General features: G+C 67.8%; 22 protein-coding genes. 12 read left to right on the top strand and 10 right to left on the bottom strand.

Translation table 11 applies throughout. The features are described 5' to 3' along the window. Positions 1–239, top strand: a 239-nt coding sequence (locus QSG27_RS19260) for a hypothetical protein (RefSeq protein ID WP_306708963.1), incomplete at its 5' end; no start/stop codon positions are given. Between the two features lie 80 nt (positions 240–319). Here QSG27_RS19260 and QSG27_RS19265 read toward each other — a convergent pair. Beyond that, entirely contained in the window at positions 320–676 is a 357-nt protein-coding gene (locus QSG27_RS19265; protein ID WP_306708965.1) for a cupin domain-containing protein, read from the bottom strand. Positions 677–689: 13 nt separating this feature from the next. Further along, positions 690–1,376, bottom strand: coding sequence for an HAD family hydrolase (locus tag QSG27_RS19270; protein ID WP_306708967.1), 687 nt, complete (start codon positions 1,374–1,376; stop codon positions 690–692). 312 nt (positions 1,377–1,688) lie between these two features. Between QSG27_RS19270 and QSG27_RS19275 the strand changes: the two genes are divergently transcribed. Then, positions 1,689–1,907 (top strand): DUF1127 domain-containing protein, encoded by a 219-nt coding sequence (locus QSG27_RS19275; protein WP_306708969.1) that lies wholly within the window; start codon positions 1,689–1,691, stop codon positions 1,905–1,907. Positions 1,908–2,096: 189 nt separating this feature from the next. Here QSG27_RS19275 and QSG27_RS19280 read toward each other — a convergent pair whose 3' ends face one another. Next, positions 2,097–3,233 (bottom strand): type III PLP-dependent enzyme, encoded by a 1,137-nt coding sequence (locus tag QSG27_RS19280; RefSeq protein WP_306708971.1) that lies wholly within the window; start codon positions 3,231–3,233, stop codon positions 2,097–2,099. 442 nt (positions 3,234–3,675) lie between these two features. Between QSG27_RS19280 and QSG27_RS19285 the strand changes: the two genes are divergently transcribed. Then, the gene (locus QSG27_RS19285; RefSeq protein WP_306708973.1) at positions 3,676–4,152 is read left to right on the top strand and encodes an MgtC/SapB family protein; all 477 of its coding nucleotides are present in this window, start codon (positions 3,676–3,678) and stop codon (positions 4,150–4,152) included. On the opposite strand, the gene QSG27_RS19290 is transcribed toward QSG27_RS19285, so the two are convergent. Together QSG27_RS19290 and QSG27_RS19295 are read right to left on the bottom strand one after the other, a co-directional pair. Then, positions 4,136–5,320 (bottom strand): multidrug effflux MFS transporter, encoded by a 1,185-nt coding sequence (locus QSG27_RS19290; protein ID WP_306708975.1) that lies wholly within the window; start codon positions 5,318–5,320, stop codon positions 4,136–4,138. The genes QSG27_RS19285 and QSG27_RS19290 overlap by 17 nt on opposite strands. Positions 5,321–5,401: 81 nt before the next feature. Further along, the gene (locus tag QSG27_RS19295) at positions 5,402–6,220 is read right to left on the bottom strand and encodes a M48 family metallopeptidase (RefSeq protein WP_306708977.1); all 819 of its coding nucleotides are present in this window, start codon (positions 6,218–6,220) and stop codon (positions 5,402–5,404) included. Positions 6,221–6,418: 198 nt separating this feature from the next. Here QSG27_RS19295 and QSG27_RS19300 point away from each other — a divergent pair, with 198 nt between their 5' ends. The 7 genes from QSG27_RS19300 to QSG27_RS19330 all read left to right on the top strand — a co-directional run bounded on the left by QSG27_RS19300 (position 6,419) and on the right by QSG27_RS19330 (position 13,305). Then, the gene (locus QSG27_RS19300; RefSeq protein WP_306708979.1) at positions 6,419–7,549 is read left to right on the top strand and encodes a PAS domain-containing sensor histidine kinase; all 1,131 of its coding nucleotides are present in this window, start codon (positions 6,419–6,421) and stop codon (positions 7,547–7,549) included. A gap of 207 nt (positions 7,550–7,756) precedes the next feature. After that, positions 7,757–8,134: a hypothetical protein gene (locus tag QSG27_RS19305; RefSeq protein ID WP_306708981.1), complete on the top strand. Its 378-nt coding sequence runs from the start codon at positions 7,757–7,759 to the stop codon at positions 8,132–8,134. Positions 8,135–8,463: 329 nt separating this feature from the next. Then, positions 8,464–9,801 carry a sn-glycerol-3-phosphate ABC transporter substrate-binding protein UgpB gene (gene ugpB / locus QSG27_RS19310; protein ID WP_306708983.1) on the top strand — a complete coding sequence of 446 codons (1,338 nt, stop codon included), beginning with the start codon at positions 8,464–8,466 and terminating at the stop codon, positions 9,799–9,801. Between the two features lie 187 nt (positions 9,802–9,988). Next, a complete protein-coding gene (gene ugpA, locus QSG27_RS19315) occupies positions 9,989–10,873 on the top strand; it encodes a sn-glycerol-3-phosphate ABC transporter permease UgpA (protein ID WP_306708984.1) in 885 nt (294 codons plus the stop codon). Beyond that, the gene (gene ugpE, locus QSG27_RS19320; RefSeq protein ID WP_306708986.1) at positions 10,870–11,742 is read left to right on the top strand and encodes a sn-glycerol-3-phosphate ABC transporter permease UgpE; all 873 of its coding nucleotides are present in this window, start codon (positions 10,870–10,872) and stop codon (positions 11,740–11,742) included. Before ugpA ends, ugpE begins: the two co-directional genes overlap by 4 nt. 5 nt (positions 11,743–11,747) lie before the next feature. Next, on the top strand, positions 11,748–12,821 hold the full coding sequence (locus tag QSG27_RS19325) for a sn-glycerol-3-phosphate import ATP-binding protein UgpC (protein WP_306708988.1): 1,074 nt from the start codon (positions 11,748–11,750) through the stop codon (positions 12,819–12,821). 49 nt (positions 12,822–12,870) lie between these two features. Then, complete coding sequence (locus tag QSG27_RS19330; protein ID WP_306708998.1) at positions 12,871–13,305, top strand: VOC family protein; 435 nt, start codon at positions 12,871–12,873, stop codon at positions 13,303–13,305. Between the two features lie 168 nt (positions 13,306–13,473). Here the strand turns inward: QSG27_RS19330 and QSG27_RS19335 are convergent, their stop codons facing one another. The 3 genes from QSG27_RS19335 to QSG27_RS19345 form a co-directional block, all read right to left on the bottom strand. After that, positions 13,474–14,727, bottom strand: coding sequence for a class I SAM-dependent methyltransferase (locus QSG27_RS19335; protein ID WP_306708989.1), 1,254 nt, complete (start codon positions 14,725–14,727; stop codon positions 13,474–13,476). 415 nt (positions 14,728–15,142) lie between these two features. Next, positions 15,143–16,555 carry a DEAD/DEAH box helicase gene (locus tag QSG27_RS19340; protein WP_306708990.1) on the bottom strand — a complete coding sequence of 471 codons (1,413 nt, stop codon included), beginning with the start codon at positions 16,553–16,555 and terminating at the stop codon, positions 15,143–15,145. Between the two features lie 336 nt (positions 16,556–16,891). Then, complete coding sequence (locus tag QSG27_RS19345; protein WP_306708991.1) at positions 16,892–17,431, bottom strand: superoxide dismutase family protein; 540 nt, start codon at positions 17,429–17,431, stop codon at positions 16,892–16,894. Between the two features lie 261 nt (positions 17,432–17,692). Between QSG27_RS19345 and QSG27_RS19350 the strand changes: the two genes are divergently transcribed. Continuing rightward, a complete protein-coding gene (locus QSG27_RS19350; protein WP_306708992.1) occupies positions 17,693–18,160 on the top strand; it encodes a Fur family transcriptional regulator in 468 nt (155 codons plus the stop codon). Further along, complete coding sequence (locus QSG27_RS19355; RefSeq protein WP_306708993.1) at positions 18,157–18,381, top strand: hypothetical protein; 225 nt, start codon at positions 18,157–18,159, stop codon at positions 18,379–18,381. The genes QSG27_RS19350 and QSG27_RS19355 overlap by 4 nt, the downstream gene beginning before the upstream one ends. A 19-nt stretch (positions 18,382–18,400) precedes the next feature. Here the strand turns inward: QSG27_RS19355 and QSG27_RS19360 are convergent, their stop codons facing one another. Next, a complete protein-coding gene (locus QSG27_RS19360; RefSeq protein ID WP_306708994.1) occupies positions 18,401–19,741 on the bottom strand; it encodes a DUF1329 domain-containing protein in 1,341 nt (446 codons plus the stop codon). Positions 19,742–19,826: 85 nt separating this feature from the next. Continuing rightward, positions 19,827–20,763, bottom strand: a 937-nt coding sequence (locus tag QSG27_RS19365) for a response regulator (RefSeq protein WP_306708996.1), incomplete at its 5' end; no start/stop codon positions are given.

Consider the following 20,763-nt stretch of genomic DNA (forward strand, 5'->3'; position numbering starts at 1 on the left):
CGCTGCTGAGCGGCGCGCTGGACCGCAAGGACGGGCGCCGCGGCGGCGCCTTGCGGCAGAAGCTGGCCGCCCATCTGGCGGCCCGGCGGCGCAAGCGGCGCGCCTGGGCGCGCGACATCGCGCGGATCGTCCTGGCGGTCTCGATCATGGCGCTCGGCGTGCTGGCCGTGGAGATCGGGCGCAAGGCCATCGTCGTATTGAACCGCGCCGAGCTGGGCGTCGTCCATCTGCTCGGCTGATGTCCCCTCTCCCCTCCGGTGAAAGGGTTCGGGTGAGGGGGGTGCGCTTGTGCCGAACGCACCGCCACGCGCAACCCCTGTCAGGGAAGGATCACCACGTAGCGCTTCGTCGTGGTCTCCACCACCTCCCACACGCCTTCGAAGCCCGGCTCCAGCGTGAAGCGGTCGCCGGGGCCGACGCTCCAGCGGCGCCCGTCGGCGTGGGCGATGGTGCTGGTGCCTTCCAGGATCTCGCAATACTCCCACTCGTCGTAGGCGATCCGCCAGGAGCCGGGGGTGGAGCGCCAGACGCCGGCGAAGCGCTTGCCGTCCGGCGATTCGTACTCGTTCCAAGTCGTGAAGACCGGCGCGCCGGACAGGACGCGGTCAGGGGCCGGGCCGCCGGTTTCGGGTTCCACGGCGGGGCGGGCGGGATCGGTCAGCAGGGCGAAGCTCATCACGGTCTCCCCTTCACCAGGCGGCCAGCAGCGGCGGCAGGCCGTGCAGGCTGTCGATGCGGCGGTAATTCTCGGCGGGCGGTTCGGCCTCCTCGTGCGCCCAGGTGACATGGTAGGGCACATGGACGGCGTGGCCGCCCGCGGCCAGCACCGGCAGGATATCCGAACGCACGGAATTGCCCACCATCACGAAGCGCGCCGGGTCCACCCCGTGCCGGTCGAGCAGGCGGCGGTAGGTGGCCGGGTCCTTCTCGCTGACGATCTCGATGGCGTCGAACCGCTCGGCCAGACCGGAACGGGCGATCTTGCTTTCCTGGTCGAACAGGTCGCCCTTGGTGACGAGCATCAGCCGGTAGCGCCCGGACAGCCCTTCCACCACCTCCTGCACCCCGTCCAGCAGATCGACCGGGTGTTCCAGCATCGCCTTGCCGAACTCGACGAGGCTCTGGATGTCCCGCCCGCCGATGCGCCCGTCAGTCAGGTCCACCGCCGTCTCGATCATCGACAGGACGAATCCCTTGATGCCGTAGCCGTAGACGCGGAGGTTCTCGCGCTCCGCCTGCAACAGCCGCCGGTCGATGTCCGCCGGCTCCTGGAGATGGTTGGCGAGGAGGGCGCGGAAGCGGTCCTGGGTCATCGAGAACAGGGACTCGTTGTGCCACAGGGTGTCGTCGCCGTCGAAGGCGATGGTGTCGATCATGGCGGGGACTCACGTCGGGCGGCTGTCGGGACCAGAGGTAGGCCGCGCCGGGGCGCCTGTCCAGCGCCGCCCTTTCCGTCCCTGTCTGTTGGTGTTCTGCACAATTTGTGACGCACAAAAACTGTGCATTGGCCCATTATTCCTGCATCGGTGATATTCCTACGACAGCTATCGAGAAAGCACACGGCTCACATACCCACATGGCGGTGGCGGGTTTGCGCGGGATGAGTAATATTCTTTCTCACAAAGCGAGGGCGCGGCGGCCACTTCCGGCAGGCCCCCTCGGGACCTTCAGAAGATAGGATGACCACCATGGCAATCGCTCTGCGCACGGCCCCCTTCGGCCGCACCCTGCGGGCTGCTCCGGTGGCGTATGTGCTGGACAGCGTTCTGGACACGTTCGCCCTGTGGCGGCAGCGCGCCATCACCCGCCGCGAGCTGGCTCGGCTGGACGACCGGATGCTGCACGACATCGGCATTTCCCAGATCGACGTCGAAGGCGAGATCAGCAAGCCGTTCTGGAAGGCGTGATGCCGCCGTTCCGGCTGCGGGAGACCGCAAAGTAAAGGGCCGCCCCTGACAGGGCGGCCCTTTTCGCATCCGGCTTTCGTCTTCGGGTGCCGTCAGCGCCACCCTTGTCCACGCAGGATACGGCCCAAAAGAAAAGGCCCCTCTTCCCGAAGGAGGAGGGGCCTTTTCTTCAACCGGACCGCCGGACCGTCAGATGCAGATCTGCTGGAGCGGGGCGAAGCCGTTGAAGCAGACCGCCGAATAGGTGGTCGTGTAGGCGCCGGTGGCGTGGATGCGCACGCGGTCGCCGGCCTTCAGGTCCATCGGCAGCTTGTACTCGGCGCGCTCGTACAGCACGTCGGCGCTGTCGCAGGTCGGGCCGGCCAGAACAACCGCTTCCGCTTCGCCCTCTCCGTCGTCTCCCATCACCTGGATCGGGTACTGGATGGCCTCGTCCATCGTCTCGGCCAGGCCGCTGAACTTGCCGATGTCCAGATAGACCCAGCGCTTCACGTCGTTGGCCGACTTGCGGGAGACGAGCACGACCTCGCTCTCGATGATGCCGGCGTTGCCGACCATGCTGCGGCCCGGCTCCACGATGGCTTCCGGCAGGCGGTTGCCGAAGTGGGTGCGCAGGGACTCGAAGATGGCCTGACCGTAGGCGGTGGTCTCCGGCACGTCGGTGCGGTAGCGGGTGGGGAAGCCGCCGCCCAGGTTGATCATGCCCAGATCGACGCCCAGCACCTCAAGCTCGCGGAAGAGCTGCGCCACCTGGAAGATGGCGTGGTCCCACTGCATCAGGTCCTTCTGCTGCGAGCCGACGTGGAACGACACGCCGTAGGGCACGACGTCCATGTCACGGGCCTTCAGCAGCAGTTCCCGCGCCATGGCGAGGTCGCAGCCGAACTTGCGCGACAGCGGCCATTCGGCGCCCTCGCCGGAGGTCAGGATGCGGCAGAAGACGCGGGCGCCGGGGGCGGCGCGGGCGATCTTCTCCAACTCCGCCTCGCTGTCGAAGGCGAACAGGCGCACGCCCAGCTCGAAGGCGCGGCGGATGTCGGCTTCCTTCTTGATGGTGTTGCCGTAGGAGATGCGTTCCGGCGTGCAGCCGGCGGCCAGCACCATCTGGATTTCCGGCACGCTCGCGGTGTCGAAGGCGGAGCCCAGGCGGGTCAGCAGGCTGAGGACCTCCGGCGCCGGGTTGGCCTTCACGGCGTAGAAAATCTTGGCGTCGGGGAGCGCTTCCTCCAGATCGTGGTAGTTCGCTTCCACGACGTCCAGATCGACGACGAGGCACGGGGTCTGGGGACGCTGCTCTTCGAAAAAGCGCGCAATCTTCTCGGTCATCTCAGTCTCCCGGACGCAAGATGCAGGTGTCGGACAAATTGTGAAAAAGCAGGGGCGGAGCGGCCGAACGCTGCTGACCGGTCAAAAAGAAAAGACGGTCAGGCGTTCAGGCCGCCCATACTGGACTGCCGTGCTGCCTTGCGGGGAAGGACCGGACTGGACAGAACCGGGAAAAGTCGGAGACGGGTGAGCCGACGCCCACCCACAACAACATGAACCATCGTAACCTCCAAGTCGCCGCCTTGCTTAAGGGACGGTCGGGGATCACGCGTTACGTCGTTGCATAACCACATCTCGAAAAGGACGAGGGGCGGGCCAGCGGCACGTGCGCTTGCGAGTTGCGGTTACATAGATCGAACGGGCCGCCTTTTAAAGAGAAAAATGCGGTCGGGCGCAAAAAAGTGGCAAGCGTCACCAAAACGTAAAAATACGGAGGAAAAACATGGACTTGAGTACGGCCATTCCGGTCTGGGACATCGCCGCCCGGCTGGCCGCGGCGGCGGTCTGCGGGGCCGCGCTGGGCTTCGACCGCGAGATCCGGGGCAAGGCGGCGGGCCTGCGCACCCACACGCTGGTCGCCATCAGCGCGGCGGTGACGACTCTGGTGGCGCTGGAACTCTATTGGGGGATGGCCGGGCGGGCGGGCGGCAGCGGGGGCGAGATGGACCCGACCCGCGTCATCCAGGGCGTGGCCCAGGCCATCGGCTTCATCAGCGCCGGGGTGATGTTCCGCGCCGGCACCACCGTGCGCGGGGCGACCACCGCGGCGGTCATCTGGATGGCCGGCGCGCTGGGCATCGCCTGCGGCGCCGGTTTCTATGTGCTGGCCGGCATGGCGCTGGCGCTGTGCCTCGCCGTGATGATCGTCTTCTCCTACGCCATGCGCTGGATGCCGGAGCCCGTCAAGCCCGAGGACTGACCAGGAACCGGTGGGCCAGGACCGCCCCCAGCGCGACCAGCCCGATGGCGGCCATCATGGGAAGCTGGCTGTCCGCGTGGGTGTGCCCGATCGCCACGCCGATCAGCGCCGCCACGCTCATCTGCACGAAGCCGACCAGCGAGGAGGCCAGCCCCGCCATCATCGGGTAGGGGCCGACCGCCCCGGCCATGGCGTTGGGCAGCGTCAGCCCGGCGCCCAGCATGAAGAGGAAGACCGGCGCCACCACCGCCGCCAGATGCAGCACTCCGGCCAGCGCCAGCCCCACCCCCAGCAGGCCGCCGGCCAGCGAAACCGCCGTGCCGGTGCGGATCATCCGCGGCCCGCCCAGCCGCGCGCTCAGCCGCCCGGCGAGGAAGGACCCAACGGCATAGCCCAGCACCACCGCGCCGAAGCTCGCCCCGTACTGCGCGGGCGTCAGGTGCAGCCGCCCGATCAGCACGAAGCTGGAACCGGAGATGAAGGCGAAGATGCCGCTGTAGGCGAAGGCCACCGTCAGCATCTGGCCGACGAAGGTCCGGTCGCGCAGCAGCAGCGCGTAATTGGCGAGCAGCCGGTCGGGCTGGAGCGCCGTCTCGTCCCGGTTGGCGTTGGTTTCCCCCATCCAGGCCCAGGTGGCGGCCAGGATCAGCGCGGCGAAGCCGGTCAGCAGCAGGAAGTTGCTCCGCCAGCCGAACCATTCCGTCAGGACGCCGCCCAGGATGGGGCCGGCGGCGGGGGCCAGGGTCATCGCCATGGCCATATAGGCCAGGACGGTCGCCGCCCGGTCGCGCCCGAAGACGTCGCGCACCACCGCCCGTGCCACCACCGGGCCGCAGCAGGCGCCCAGCGCCTGGAAGAAGCGGGCGACGATCAGCGTCCCGATGTCGTCGGTCAGCGCGCAGGCGGCACTCGCCACCAGATAGACGGCGATGCCGCCCAGCAGGGCGGGCCGCCGCCCGAACCGGTCGGACACCGGCCCGTAGACGAGCTGCGACACCGCGAAACCGGCCAGGAAGACCGACAGGGTGAGCTGCACCGTCGCGATGTCCGTGCCGAACACGGTGACCAGCGTGGGCAGGGAGGGCAGATACAGGTCCGTGGACAGCGGGCCGAAGGCGACGAGCGCCGTCAGCAGCACGCGGACGGTCAGGGAATCGGGGCGGGGCATGGAGAGGGTCGGGCAGGGGCAGTCAGGCAGGGCGGGCGCGGTTGGGGAGGCGCACTCTACCAGAGCGCAAGCGCAACCCCGTCACGGCGTTTCGGCATGGCCGTCATTTGCAGATGAAACCATCTCCGCCCCCTCGCCATCTCCCTCGCCGCCCCCTTCGCCATAGCGCAGCAGCCGCGCGCCGTTGGCCTTCAGCCAGAGGCGGGGCGTCTGCACGTCGCCGGTCAATTGCAAGCACAAGGCCCAGAAGCGCGGGGAGTGGTTCATCTCGCGCAGATGCGCGACCTCATGCCCGACCACGTAATCCAGCACGGACTCCGGCGTCAGGATCAGCCGCCAGGAGAAGGACAGCCGCCCGGTGGCGGAGCAGCTTCCCCACCGGCTCCTGGTGTCGCGCACGGTGACGGCGGCGACCCGCGCGCCGATTTGCGCGGCCTTGGCGCGCGACCGCTCGGCCAACTCGCGCCGCGCCTCCGCCATCAGGAAGTCGCGGACCCGGCGGGCGACATGCTCCGCCCGGCCGCCGACCAGGATCGCGCCGTCCTCCCGCCGAGTCGCCCCGCGCAGGTCGGGGCTGTGCCGGATGACGTGGTCGATCCCCAGATAAGGCACCACCGCACCGTCGGCGAAGGGAAGCTGCGGCGGCAGCGCGGCCAGCCGCGCCCGCACCCAGCCGTCGTGCCGTCCGACGAAGCGCAGGGCCTCCGCCTCCGGCACGCCCACGGGGATCACCACCTGGATCAGGCCGCGCCCGGCGTCCACCCGCAGGGTCATCCGGCGGGCGCGGGCGCTTTCCCGAAGCTCCAGCGGCATCGGCAGTCCGGCGACCGTCAGGGCGCGCGGGGCCTTGGGGCGGGGAGGCTGGGCTTTCGGGCTTTGGATTTTGCGGCGGAAGAACATACCTGATTTATAAACCGCGCGGCCCGCCGGGGCCAATGGGGCCGTGCTCTTTCACATTCAAACGGAATTTGTCCCAAGTGAGTCTTGCATGTGACATTTGACTCCGGTGCCCAAGTGGCAAGATAAATATGGTGTAATTCCAGCCTTTGCGGTGAAGTCGTGGCCGAGTATCCCAGCAAGAACTCAACCGAAAGTCATATGACGGATCGTATGATCCGGCTTGAGGCTCTGCTCTCCGCCAACGGCACGGCTCACGCTCTGCTTGGGCTGGACGCGCGGCTTCTCGTGGTCAATCAGGCCTTTGCTGCAACCTTCGGCTGCCTGCCGGAGGAGGTGGAGGGCAAGGGGCTGGCCGATCTGGGCATTCCAGCGGCCATCGTCGCCCAACTGGAGGCGCAGGTCCGCCGCACCGTCCTCACCGGGGCGCCGGTGACCGCCTTCGGCCTGCTGCCCAAAGGCGAGGTGATGCTGAGCCCGGTGCGCGACGCCGATGGGGCGGTCACCTCGGTCGCCGCCATCGCCGACACGGACGCCGCCGCTCTGGTTGCCGCCCGCGCCGAGGCGGAGCGGGCCAAGGCCGAGGCGGAGCGGGTCCGGCTGGAGGCCGAGAAGGGACGCACCGCCATCGGGCGCTTCCTGTCCGCGGCCAGCCACGACCTGCGCCAGCCCTTCCAGGCCATGCACCTGTTCCACCATCTGCTGATGGGGCGCCTGACCGATCCGGGCGCGCGCGATCTCGGCGAGAAGCTGGAGATGTCGATCGAGGCGGCGGAGACGCTTCTGCGCGCCCTGCTCGACGTGTCGAAGCTGGAGGCCGGGCTGGTCCGGATGCAGGTGCACAGCTTCCCGATCGACGAGACGCTGGGCCGCCTGCTCAACGAATTCGCTCCGGAGGCCGACGCCAAGGCCCTGCGCTTCAACGTCCGTCCGGCGGATGCGGAGGTGAGCACCGACCCGGTGCTGCTTGAGCAGCTTCTGCGCCCGATCCTGTCCAACGCCCTGCGCTTCACCGAGTCGGGCGGGGTGCTTCTGGCCGCCCGGCGGCGCGGCGGGGCGCTGCGGATCGAGGTGTGGGACACCGGCATCGGCATCGCCCCCGCCGACCAGGCGGCGATCTTCGACGACTTCCACCAGCTCGGCAACCCGGCCCGCGACCGCCGGCACGGGCTGGGGCTCGGCCTCGCCATCGTGCGGCGTCTGGCGGCGCTGCTGGGATTGCCGGTCTCGTTGCGCTCGGTGCCCGGGAAGGGCTCGGTCTTCGCGGTGGAGGTTCCGCTGTCCGCCGACAGCACCGAGGCGCTGCCGGCCGAGAAGAGCAGTGCGGCGTAAGGGGGCGGGCTGCTTTCCTTCCATCCCGCCGAACGAACAGGTAGCAGCGCCCACGCTTGCGCTTGAAGCCCCGCCCATCGGCGCCGCGCCGGACGCCGCCGGAGCGCGCATAATTCCCTTCCAAGGCCAGGGCCGTTCACGGCCCGCCGCGCCGCCCAGCGTCGTGCTCTGGGTGAGCCTTCGGTGCGGCCTTGGATCGGAGGGAACATGGGCCGCAACGCAGGGTGCCGGCTGGCCGGTCTTCTGGCGGGGATGACGGTGGCCGCCGTCGCGGTCCTGCCCGCCGCCGCGCAGACGACGAGCCTGGAGTGGGACAAGCACGGCTGCGTCTTCGGCCCCCGGCCCGGTCTGGATCGGCTGGTTCCCGGCTACAACCCCGGTGCGCAGCCCTATTACTGCCCGCCGCCCGCCGCTCTCTACCCCGCACCTTCCGTCGCTTCCCCTTCGGCGGCGCTCTATCTCTCGGCGCCGAGCCGTTCCTACTGCCTGCTGCGCTCCTCGGGCCTGATGGGCGGCGACCTGTCGCAACTGGCCGGCTCCCTGTGCCGGGATGACGCCGCGGTCTGGGCGCTCGCCCGGAAATAGGGCCACGGTGCTACGTCGGTATTGGTACGTACGGCTGATTGACAGTGATCCCCTCTATCCTTGAGGCTGTGGAAAAACAGAACCACACGTCCAGGGAGGACAATCTTCGATGCCGACGCGGCGCCCGCCACCGTCCTGAATCCTGTCCTGCGCCCCCGCGCGGCAAACCCGCGCGGCAAACGTTGCAACCGCGAGGAGCGGATGCGGCGCGTCGGCGCACGCGCACGCCGGACGAGTCATCAAATCTTCAAAAGACCGTCGCGGGACCGCAACCCGCGCCCTGCATGTCAGCAGGATCACGCAATCGATTGGTTGAGGGAGAGACCACCATGCCGACCCGCCGCAAGCTTGCCGTCCCGACGGCCGCCTTCGCGCTCGCCGCCGGCCTTACCGGCGCCGCCCATGCCCAGCAGAAGACCGTCATCGAATTCTGGCACGGCCTGCCGCAGCCGCTCGGTGGCCAGCTCGAACAGGTGGTGAAGGGCTTCAACGACAGCCAGGACAAGGTCCAGGTCAACCCGACCTTCAAGGGCAGCTATCCGGAGACGATGCAGGCGGCCATCGCCGCCTTCCGCGCCGGCAACGCCCCGCATGTCGTGCAGATGTTCGAGGTCGGCACCGCCACCATGCTGTCCGCCGGCCCGGCCATCAAGCCGGTGCACCAGCTGATGAGCGAGACCGGGTCGGGATTCGACGCCGCGGCCTACATCCCGGCGGTCCGGGGCTATTACAGCTCCAAGGACGGCAAGATGATGGCCCTGCCGTTCAACAGCTCCACCACCATCACCTTCTACAACAAGGACGCCTTCCAGAAGGCCGGGCTCGACCCCAACAAGCCCCCGGCGACCTGGCCGGAGGTGGCCGACGCGGCGCGCAAGCTGAAGGCGGCGGGCGTGACCTGCCCGATGACCTTCTCCTGGCCGACCTGGACGCAGTTCGAGCAGGTCGGTTCCCTGCACGACAAGCCCTTCGCGTCGGAAGCCAACGGCTTCGGCGGCCTGGGCGCCACGTTGAAGATCAACGACCCGTTCTTCGTGAAGCATCTCCAGACGCTGATCGACCTGCAGAAGGAAGGGGCGCTGCGCTACGGCGGGCGCGACAACGCCGCGGACTCGCTGTTCCCGTCGGGTGAGTGCGCGATGATCCAGGCCTCCTCCGGCCTGCGCGGGCGCATCGTGAAGGAGGCGACGTTCGCCTGGGGCGCCGCACCGCTGCCCTACTGGCCGGACGCCATCTCCTCGCCGAAGAACTCGATCATCGGGGGGGCCGCCTTCTGGGTCATGACCTCGCCCAAGCGCACCGCCGACGAGTACAAGGCCGTCGCCGCCTTCTTCAGCCATCTCGCCCGCCCGGAGGTGGACGCCAAGTGGCACATGGACACCGGCTACGTCCCGGTGACGCTCCAGGGCTTCGAGCTGGCGAAGAAGGAAGGCTTCTACGAGAAGAACCCCGGCGCCGAGGTGCCGGCGGTGCAGCTCACCCGCACGGCCACCACGGAGAACACCATGGGGCTGCGGCTGGGCAACCTGCCGGAGATCCGCAACATCATCCAGGAGGAGATGGAGCGGGCCTTCCAGGGCCAGCAGACCGCGCAGCAGGCGCTGGACAACGCGGTGAAGCGCGGCGACACGGTCCTGCGCAACTTCGAGCGCGCCAACAAGAACTGAGCGGCGCGGCGGTTCGTTCCCCTCTCCCGTCCCGGGAGAGGGTGGCCCGAAGGGCCGGGTGAGAGTCGTACGACGATCAAGAAACTGATCCTTGCCGGCACCCTCACCCTTCCCACGCTTCGCGCGGGTCCCTTCCCTCTCCCGGGGCGGGAGAGGGCGAAGGAACCGGAGACAACCGAAGGCTTTCATGCAACGTCGCGTGATTTTCGACAACAGGGCGTTGCCCTACCTGCTGCTGGCGCCGCAGGTGGCGGTGACGCTGGTCTTCTTCATCTGGCCGGCGGCGCAGGCGCTGTGGCAGTCGGTCCATCTCCAGGACGCCTTCGGCCTGCGCAGCCAGTTCGTCGGGTTCGAGAATTTCGCGGCGGTGCTGAGCGACCCGAACTATCTGCAGACGGTGGAGACCACCATCGTCTTCAGCGTGTCGGTGACCGTCCTGTCGCTGGCCTCCGCGCTGGGGCTGGCGGTGCTGGCCGATTCGAAGATCCGGGCGGCGGCGGCCTACAAGACGCTGCTGATCTGGCCCTACGCGCTGGCCCCCGCGGTGGCGGCGGTGCTGTGGATGTTCATCTTCAACCCGGACATCGGCATCCTGGGCCGCGCGCTGAACGATCTCGGCTACGCCTGGGACTACCGGCTGAACGACGGGCAGGCGCTGACCATGGTCATCCTGGCGGCGAGCTGGAAGCAGGTCTCCTACAACTTCATCTTCTTCCTGGCCGGGCTCCAGGCCATCCCGCGCTCCGTGCTGGAGGCGGCGAGCATCGACGGGGCCGGGGCGGTGCGCCGCTTCTGGACGATCACCTTCCCGCTGCTGTCGCCGACGACCTTCTTCCTGCTGGTGGTGGACGTCGTCTACGCCTTCTTCGAGACCTTCGGCACGATCCACGCCCTGACCCACGGCGGGCCGGGCAAGGCCACGGAGACGCTGATCTTCCGCGTCTACCAGGACGGCGTGGTCAACCACGACCTGGGCGGCTCCTCGGCGCAGTCGGTGATCCTGATGGTCATCGTCATCGCGCTGACCGCCATCCAGTTCCGCTTCGTCGAGCGCAAGGTGCATTACTCATGACCCCCGACCGCGCCACCCCGCGCTCCGGCGGACGCCTGATGGACCTGGTCCCGCACCTCATCCTGATGCTGGGCGTGCTGGTCTTCGCCTTCCCGATCTATGTGACGGTCATCGGCTCCACCTGGGACGCCGCCACCATCGGGCGCGGCAACCTGCCGCTGACGCCCGGCGGGGAGATGCTGAACAACTACGCCTCGGCCTGGAGCGAATCCCAGGGCAACCGCGTCATGCACACGCCCGTGCGCATCATGATGTGGAACAGCCTCGTCATGGCGCTGGTCATCGCGCTGGGCAAGATCGCCATCTCGATCATTTCGGCCTACGCGGTGGCCTTCTTCCGCTTCCCGCTGCGCATGGTCTTCTTCTGGATGATCTTCATCACGCTGATGCTGCCGGTGGAGGTGCGCATCATCCCAACCTACGAGGTGGTCGCCAACCTCGGCCTGATCGACAGCTACGCCGGGCTGACCGTTCCGCTGATCGCCTCGGCCACGGCGACGCTGCTGTTCCGGCAGTTCTTCCTGACCATCCCGGACGAGCTGGTCGAGGCCGCAAAGATCGACGGGGCGGGGGCGCTGCGCTTCTTCGTGGACGTGGTGCTGCCCTTGTCGCGCACCAACATCGCGGCGCTGTTCGTCATCCTCTTCATCTACGGCTGGAACCAGTATCTGTGGCCGCTGCTGATCACCAACAGCGCGGACATGGAAACGGTGGTCATCGGCATCACCAAGATGATCGGCAACGGCGAGGCCGCGACCGACTGGAACCTGATCATGGCGACGACGGTGCTGGCCATGCTGCCGCCGGTGGCGGTGGTGGTGCTGATGCAGCGCTGGTTCGTCAAGGGCCTTGTGGACAGCGAGAAATAGGAATCATGGCAACGGTCGATCTGAATCGGGTCCGCAAGTCCTACGGCTCCGTCGAGGCCATCAAGGGCATCGACATCGCGGTCGCGGATGGGGAATTCCTCGTGCTGCTCGGCCCCTCGGGCTGCGGCAAGTCCACGCTGCTGCGCATGGTCGCCGGGCTGGAGAGCATCACCGGCGGCGAGATCGCCATCGGCGGGCGGGTGGTCAACGGGCTGGAGCCCAAGGACCGCGACATCGCCATGGTGTTCCAGAACTACGCGCTCTACCCGCACATGAGCGTGTTCGACAACATGGCCTACGGGCTGAAGATCCGCGGGCTGCCCAAGGACGAGATCCGGGCGCGCGTGGCGAAGGCCGCGGAGATCCTGGAGCTGAACCGCTTCCTGGAGCGCCGCCCCAGCCAGCTTTCCGGCGGGCAGCGCCAGCGCGTCGCCATGGGCCGCGCCATCGTGCGGGAGCCCGCCGCCTTCCTGTTCGACGAGCCGCTGTCCAACCTGGACGCCAAGCTGCGCACCCAGATGCGGGTGGAGATCAAGCGGCTCCAGGACCGGCTGGGCATCACCAGTCTCTACGTGACGCACGATCAGGTGGAGGCGATGACGCTCGCCGACCGCATCCTGGTCATGAATCACGGGGTGGCGGAGCAGGTCGGCACGCCGCTGGAGGTCTATCAGCGCCCGGCCAGCCTGTTCGTGGCGGGCTTCATCGGGTCGCCGCCGATGAACGTGCTGGACGCGCGCTTCGACGCTGGCGGGCAGGGGGTGGTTCTGCCCGGCGGCACGGCTTTCCTCCTGCCGAGCCCGCGGCCCGGCATGGCCGGGCGCCCCGTCAAGCTGGGCGTGCGGCCGGAGCATCTGGCCGTCACCCCCGGCAACGGGCCGCTGATCGTCACCGTCGAGCTGGTGGAGGCGCTGGGCGCCGACACGGTGGTCTATGGCCGCCTGCCGGACGGGGAGGGGCTGTTGGTCCGCGTCGCCGGCCTGCCGTCCTGCCGCGAGGGCGAGACTCTGCGGGTCGGTGCGCCGCCCGACGCGCTGCACCTGTTCGATCCCGAGACAGGACGGCGTTTGCCTGATTAAACTGGTCGGGTAAACAGCAACAGGGAGGGGGGCGAAGACCCCCGTGAGCATGAGCGCAACCGACAGCAAACCCGTTCCGCCCTTCCACCTCGCCTTCCCCGTCCGCGACAAGGAGGAGGCGCGGGCCTTCTACGCCGGCATCCTGGGCTGCGGGGTGGGGCGGGAATCCGACCGCTGGATCGACTTCGACCTCTACGGCCATCAGGTCGTCGCGCATGTGACGGAGGAGGCCGGCAGCCGCGCCACCAACCCGGTGGACGGCGAGGAGGTGCCGGCCAGCCATTTCGGCGTGATCCTGGCCTGGGACGACTGGCACGCGCTGGCCGACCGGCTGAAGGCCGAGGGGATCAGGTTCCTGATCGAGCCGCAGATCCGCTTCAAGGGTCAGGTGGGCGAGCAGGCCACCATGTTCTTCCTGGACCCGAGCGGCAACGCCCTGGAGTTCAAGAGCTTCCAGGACATGGGGCAGATTTTCGCGCGGTGATGCCGGCGGCATCGCTTGCGTTGGCCCTCCTCCCCGATGGGCGGAGGGCTTTTTCCAGAACGACGCGATCCGTCCGATTCGGGCCAGCGGGGACAGACTGCCGCGGGCGGTGATGGTTTTCCAGTTCAGAAGTAATTATCAGGGAATTTTTCTCTGATGATTGCTGATTCACAGGTATGGATCGATCACCTTCTCATGGAATCCGTGTGTTTCGGCGAATGCCTTCATCGAATTTCTGATGCATTCCTGCATGGGTGTGAGGATGATTCGCCAGTCATCACCCTTGATTTTGGCTATAACCTCCGAATTGTCGATAGGGCGGCCACAGAAGGTGTGTCCGTGCAGCGACGAGTCATACAAGCGAACAGAAACCTTCGAGACCATCGCCTGCTGCAATGCATTTGATCGGTTCAGCAGGATTGTGAGGTCGTTCCCAGCGCCCCAAAGGCGAAGAATTCCACCGCCGTCCAAAGCCTTCTCAATCACCGATGCTGCTTTTTCGTATCTTGCTTCTGTCGACCGCAGACAGAGGCTGACGGCTGGTGCCGCGCCGAACCCTCCGCCCTTCCGAAGAAGCGCTACGAGGCCTGGGCAGGTTTCGTTTTCTATGCTTTCCGTTCGGACGACTTGATATCCGCTTGTTACCGCCAGGGCGGCCAAGGACGATTTCGTAAAATAGTGCAGGTGGTGTGCATGGACCAACGGGACATCGCCGCTTCGAGCGGGATTCCCTGCCGATTCGGCATCCGGCACCATAACATAGAGATAGCCGTCGGCTTTCAGGTGCCGGCCGATTAATCTTAGAACCGCTCGCGGATCGATCACATGCTCCAAAGTCATGTAGGATGATGCGAAATCCAAATCCGTTGGAAGTCCTTCGATGCTCCTGCCCGATAACGATGCGGAGTTGATGTCGGTGTGAATTGTCATGAAGTCTTTTGGGGCGCTGGGCTGGAAGTCGATGCCGTACAACCGATGGCAAGGAATGCCGTATTTGTCGTGCAGGGCAGCCAATAGCCAGCCAGAGCCGCATCCAAAGTCAGCGGCCTTGGTCACTTTTCTTAAATCGAGATCGGGATAGCAAAAATCGAAAAGGTTGGCATACGGCGAAGGTGCTCTATTCGAAAGAAGATCGCTCAATTCTGTTGGTTTTTCATCGCTCGGCGCATACAGATTAGAAACACTTTCGGGCGTAAACGGACCAACAGCCTGTACGTGTCCGCAGGTCAGACAATTGCCAATGCTGGTGCTCCTTTTTGCGCGCGCCAGCTCCTTGTCATCGGTTATCCACCAGCCAATAGAGAGTTTCTCGATAAAATTAAAATCTGTTCCCAAGCATATCGCACACACGAATTTGTCTGCAGTATTTCTGCATTCTGCGGAAACAGAAGAGCCTTCCTGTGCTGAGATTTTCATCGGCATAACTCTCTTCCTCTACAAAATGGCTCTTGCTTGGTGATTTTATCGGGATGACAATTTCTGTGCGACCGGCCCTTCTGCCTTTGTCTCGAGCCATAATATCTCGATTCAGGCTCAATCCATAGTAGGAACAGGGATTGCAGTTTTTACCCGGCGGTCCTCGCCACCTCGCCCGCTTTTTCGGGTGACGCTGCGGGTCGTTGCCGGCGTCCGGCGGAACGGGAAAATGCAGATGAGCGAAAAAGGCGGGCTTCGGCCGTATGTGCGGCCGGTGCCGCCGTCGCGGTCCAAAGCGGATCGCATCCGCGTTAGGACGGCAAGGGCATTGCCCCGACGCGTGGCGGGCCGATCAATGAGCCGGGCGCGGCGAACCGGGCGGTGCGCGGGGAACGATGGCTCCGCCGCGCACCAGAAAGCTTCACGCCGCGGACCGCTTGTTTCCGCCCGGCTGGCCGCCATGCGGGGTGGGGCGGCGGTTGTGGCGGTTCTGCTGGTTGACCGACGCCTTGGCCTTCAGCGGCTGCTCGCCGGTGGCGCCCTGAACCCGCGCGCCCTGCGGCGCCTGCGGCTTCTGGCCTTGAGCCTTCTGCCCCTGCGGCTTGTTGCCGCCCGGCTGTTGCCCGCGGCCCGGACGGGGCTGCTTGGGCGCCGGCTTCGGCGGCTTGGCGGAGGAGGCGTGGATCGCCGCGACCACCGCCGCGTGGTAGGGATGGTCGTGGTCCGCCGGGACCGGCTGGCGGATGGTCTTCTCGATGGCCTTCAGGTACGCCACCTCCTCCGCGTCGCAGAAGGACACGGCGCTGCCGTCGGTGCCGGCGCGGGCGGTGCGGCCGATGCGGTGGACGTAGCTTTCCGGCTCGTTCGGCAGGTCGAAGTTGATGACGTGGGTGATGCCGTCGATGTCGATGCCGCGCGCCGCGATGTCGGTCGCCACAAGCGCCTTCAGGTCGCCGCTGCGGAAGGACTCCAGCGCGCGCACGCGGGCCGACTGCGACTTGTCGCCGTGGATCGCGTCCGCCGGGACGCCGGCCTTCTTCAGATGGTCGGCGATGCGGTCGGCGCCGTGCTTGGTGCGGGCGAAGACGATGGTCCGCCCCATGGCGTCGTCCTGCAGCAGGTCGGCCAGCAGGCGGCGCTTGTCGGCGCGGTCCACGAACAGCACGCGCTGGGCGATGCGCTCGACCGTGGTGGACTGGGGCGCCACCTCGATCCGCTCGGCGTCGGTCAGGATGCTGTGGGCCAGCTCGACCACGGCCTCCGGCATGGTGGCGGAGAACAGCAGGGTCTGGCGCTGCTTCGGCAGGACCGCGACCACCTTCCGCACGTCGCGGATGAAGCCCATGTCGAGCATGCGGTCGGCCTCGTCCAGCACGAAGATCTCGACCTGGTCGAGCACGCACTGCTTCTGGGCCATCAGGTCCAGCAGGCGGCCCGGCGTGGCCACCAGCACGTCGGTGCCACGGGCGAGTGCGGCGACCTGCGGGCTCTGCCCGACGCCGCCGTGGATCACCGTGCGGCGGATCGGCAGGTGGCGGCCATAGGTGCGGAAGCTCTCGCCGATCTGCAGCGCCAGCTCGCGCGTCGGCGTCAGGATCAGCGCGCGCGGCACCTTGGCCTGCAGGCGCTTCTTGTTTTCGAACAGCCGCTGGAGGATCGGCAGGGTGAAGGCGGCGGTCTTGCCGGTGCCGGTCTGGGCGAGGCCGAGCACGTCGCCGCCTTCCAGAAGAACGGGGATGGCGCCGGCCTGGATCGGCGTGGCGGTCTGGTAACCCTCCTCCGCGACGGCGCGCAGAAGGGGCTCGATCAGGCCGAGGCCACTGAATTCGGTCATACGGGGAGGGTCCTGGTCACGTGAACAGAGGCTGCACCTGGGCCGTGCCCGGACGGTGCCGGGAGGCGGCGTGGCTTGGGGCGCTCCGCCGCGGGAGTGCGCGGAGCCATCAATTCACCGTGGGAAGGCGCGATCGGCGCCGGTACCGGGACAACGAGGAGCCGGCAGCCCCAAAGCAAAATCGACCGGACACACATAGGCGGTGGGGCGGCTTTTGGCAAGCAAACAAGGGCCTTGGCCCCGTTCCGGACAGGAAATGTCCCGCCCCTGGCCGCACCCGTCCGTTTGCCGGACCGGTGCGGCCAGGGGAGAGCGCCAGGGATAGGGAAGGCCGCCTTACGGCTTGGCGATCACGCCGCAGGCCACGCGGTCGCCTGAGGCGCCCGCCGGCTGGCTGGTGTAGTCGTCCGCCTGGGCGTGGACCACGAAGGCGGTGCCGCCGGGCTTGAACAGGCTGGCCGGGCCGTCGCCCAGCGTGACCGCGTGGGACAGGAACTGGAACCCGCCCTTGCCGCCGGCGTCCACCAGGAAGTTCGGCAGGTCGCCGGCGTGCATCGGCGCGGTGTCCATCCCGTGCTTGCCGCCGCCGGGGTTGAAATGGCCGCCCGCCGCCGCGAAGTTGGGCGCGCAGGCGCCGTTCTCGTGAATGTGGACGGCGTGCCAGCCGGGCTTCAGCCCGTCCAGTTCGGCGTGGATCAGCAGGCCCTGCGGAAACTGGGTCAGCGTGACGGTGCCCAGCGATTTGCCGTCGGCATCCTTCATGGCGGCCTGGGCCTGGGGCTGTCCGGGAGTCTGCGCCGCGGCGAAGGGCGTGGTGGCGAGAGCGGCGCAGGCGGCGAGAAGAGCGGCGCCCGCGGTCCGTGCAGTTCGTTTCATCCTTGTTCCCCCTAATCCTGGGATTCTTGTTGCACAACCGATCATCCGCCGGGAGCCGCCGCGGAGCAAGGCCGGCGGCGGTGCACCCCCCCACTGCCCCCGGTGCTCGAACGGCTGCGGCCTTTTGTCGCGCGAATTCCCGGATAAAAAAACAGGGTATAAGATTGCGAATGAATTTCAGTATTATGATGGGCGCTGCAGCATGGCGCCTCCCGTTGCGGGTACAACGGCGCCGAAACGGATGGCAAAGGCGGTGGGGCAATGACGTCGCGGCTCGAATCCTTGTGCCTGGAAAAGGGACTGAAGATGACCGGCCAACGCCGGGTCATCTCCCAGGTCCTGTCGGAGTCGGAGGACCATCCGGACGTGGAGGAGGTTCACCGCCGCGCCGTCCTGATCGATCCGCGCATCTCCATCGCCACGGTCTACCGCACCATGCGCCTTCTGGAAGACGCGCAGGTGATCGAGAAGGTGGATCTGGGCGACGGGCGCGCCCGCTATGAAGAGGCGTCCACCGACCATCACCACCATCTGATCGACACGCGCAGCGGGCGGATCATCGAATTCGCCAGCCCGGAGCTGGAGGCGCTGAAGGAGCGCATCGCGCGGGAACTGGGCTACCGCATCGTCGGTCACCGGCTGGAAATCTACGGCGTTCCGCTCGACGGCGTTTCTGTCGACGGCGGCGCCACGGACGGCAACTCTGGGGAAGGCGGGGAGCGTCGATGAAAGACACGCGCTGGCTGACGATCGACCCCTACCCGACGGTCAGCCTGAATTGCCGCGACGCGGTCCAGCGCTGCTACGCCGGCCTGTGCGACTGCGGCCAGCCGGAGCGCTACGCGCTGGAAGCCGCGGTGACCGTCTTCCGCTACCACCATCCGGAAACCCCGCCCTTCCAGGCGGAAACCATCGTCAGCCAGTGGGTGGCCGGTCCGGTCCGGCACTGACCGCCTTCAACCGCCGCCCTTACCAGCGCCGCCGCTTGCGCTCCAGCGTGTCGGGGGCGAAGTCCTCGGGCCGCAGGGGCTTGGTGAAATCCGGCGGGGCGAGCTGGTTGTCGAGACCATTGACCACATAACGGTCGCCGGAGAGATCGTAGGTGATCTCCAGCGCCGGGGCGAAGGCGGGCACCTGGGGGTAGGGAACCCCGTGCGCCTCCGCATAGCGGACCAGATCGCCCTTGGCGTCGTAATGGTCGGCCATGACGATCTGCCAGGAATCCTCGTCCAGATAATAGGTGCGTTCCGGAAAAGCGTGGCGGAAGTTGGGCTTGACCCGCGCCTCCACGATCCAGACGCGGTGCATCTCGTAGCGCAGGAACTGCGGGTTGGGGTGGCCCAGCCACAGGAAATCCACCGGCGCCAGATTGGCCGTGTTCATCCGGGCGGCGTTGTAGGGCACATACATCTCCCGCCGCGTCACCAGCGCGAAATCGAACCGGTCCAGCGGGCCGCTGAACATGTCCAGCATGTCGGCGGTGCGGATGCCGCCGCTGGCCGGGTCCGGGGTGTCGTAGACGAAATCGGGCGCGCGGACGGGCTTGCCGGTCTCCCCCGGACGGAACCAGGCGGCGAAGCCGGCCTGGATGGGGTTCAGCGTGCCGTGCAGCAGAAGGGTCGTCCCGGCCTCCGCCTTGGGCATCAGGGTGGTGCGGCGGTAGTGGAAGGGACGCCCGCCGTCGATCCCGGCGGCGTAGCTGGACTGCCAGTCCTCGCGGTAGACCGCCGCGGTGTGGATGCCGCCGGCTTCCGGCAACACCGTCGCCCCGGTGCGGCTGAAGGAATTTCCGCGCCAGCGCAGGATGTGATTCCACATCGCCTGCACGCCGTTGGCCGGGATGGGGAAGGGCACGCCCACCCGCGCTCCGCTCAGCGCCAGACCGTTCTCGCCCAGCCTGGCGCGTTTGGCGTTCTCGATCGATTCGTCGTAGACGCGCTGGGGGGCGGCGGCGCTGCGCCGGCTGGGGAAGACCGGGATCTCGAAGGACGGGTACTTGGCCAGCATTTCCTGGAGGCCGCCGGACAGCCGGACCTTGTAACGCTCCAGATCCGCCGGCCCCACGGTGAACCAGCGCCCGTCTTCGTCGAAGGGGTCGGGCAGATGGCTTCCCGGTTTCCAGCCGCCGGGGGCACGGGTCAGCCCTCCCTTCCAGGGCGGGATGGCCCGCGTCCGGCTGGCGCCGCGCACCGCGCCGAAGGGAGTCAGCTCCTCCCCCAGGGCGGGAGCTTTGTCCTGGGCGGCGATGGGGGCCGCGTAGGGAAGCACCGGCAGGGAGAACAGCAGGCTGGAGAACTGGCGGCGGTTCATGCGCGTCTCGCGGCGTGACGGGTCGCGGGGACCATACCCCAATCGGGCGCCTCTTCGAATGGACAAAGGGATATGCCGGGGGCGTTCAGTGGGGCGGCAGCGCGCCGACGAAGCGTTCGACCTCCCGCATCGCCTGTTCCACCGCCGCGGCCAGCGCGGCCACCCGGTCCCAGGCGGCGTCCTCCGCGACGGCCTGTTCCAGCGCCTGCGCCGCGTTGCCGAGCGGCTTGGCCCCGGCGTTGCGGGAGCAGCCCTTCAGATTGTGGGCGCCCGCGCGGACCGCCGCCCCGTCCCGCGCCGCGACGGGGGCGGCGATCCCGTCCGCGATGTGGCGCCCGATGCCGGCGAAGTCGCCCAGCAGCTCGTCCATCAGCGCCCGGTCGCCGCCGCAGATCTGGCGCAGCACGTCGAGGGCCACGGGCGGATCGTCCGGTACCGGCGGGGGAAGGGGCGTTGCCACGGGCAGGACCGCCGCCGGGGCCGGCCCCGCGGGCGGCAGGAAGCGGGCCAGCGCGGCGCCGAGCTTCGCCAGATCCACCGGCTTGCTGAGCGCCTCGTCCATGCCCGCCGCGCGGTAGCTGTCGATGTCCGCCGGGGCGGCGTTGGCGGTCAGAGCGACGATCGGCAGATGGGCGCCGGTCGCGCGCTCCGCCGCGCGGATGCGGCGGGTCAGCTCGAACCCGTCCACCTCCGGCATCTGGATGTCGGTCAGCAGCAGGGCGTAGCGCCGCCGCTCCAGCGCGGCCAGCGCCTCCGCCCCGCCGTTGGTCATCTCCGCCGTGTGGCCCAGGGAGGTGAGCTGCATGTGCAGGACCTTGCGGTTGATGGCGTTGTCCTCCGCCACCAGGATCAGCCGCCCGAGGGCCTCCGCCTCGGCGGCGGTGCCGGGCGCGGGCGTTGTCGGGGATTCGGCGGACGGGGCGGCGGGCGTGGCCTCCGCCACGGCACGCCCGGCGGCCACCGCCACGGCGCGCACCAGGGGGGTACGGCGGACCGGGCGGCTCACCGGGACCGACCCGTCG

Origin of the sequence: Azospirillum isscasi (assembly GCF_030849505.1) — a bacterium.
Lineage (GTDB): Bacteria > Pseudomonadota > Alphaproteobacteria > Azospirillales > Azospirillaceae > Azospirillum > Azospirillum isscasi.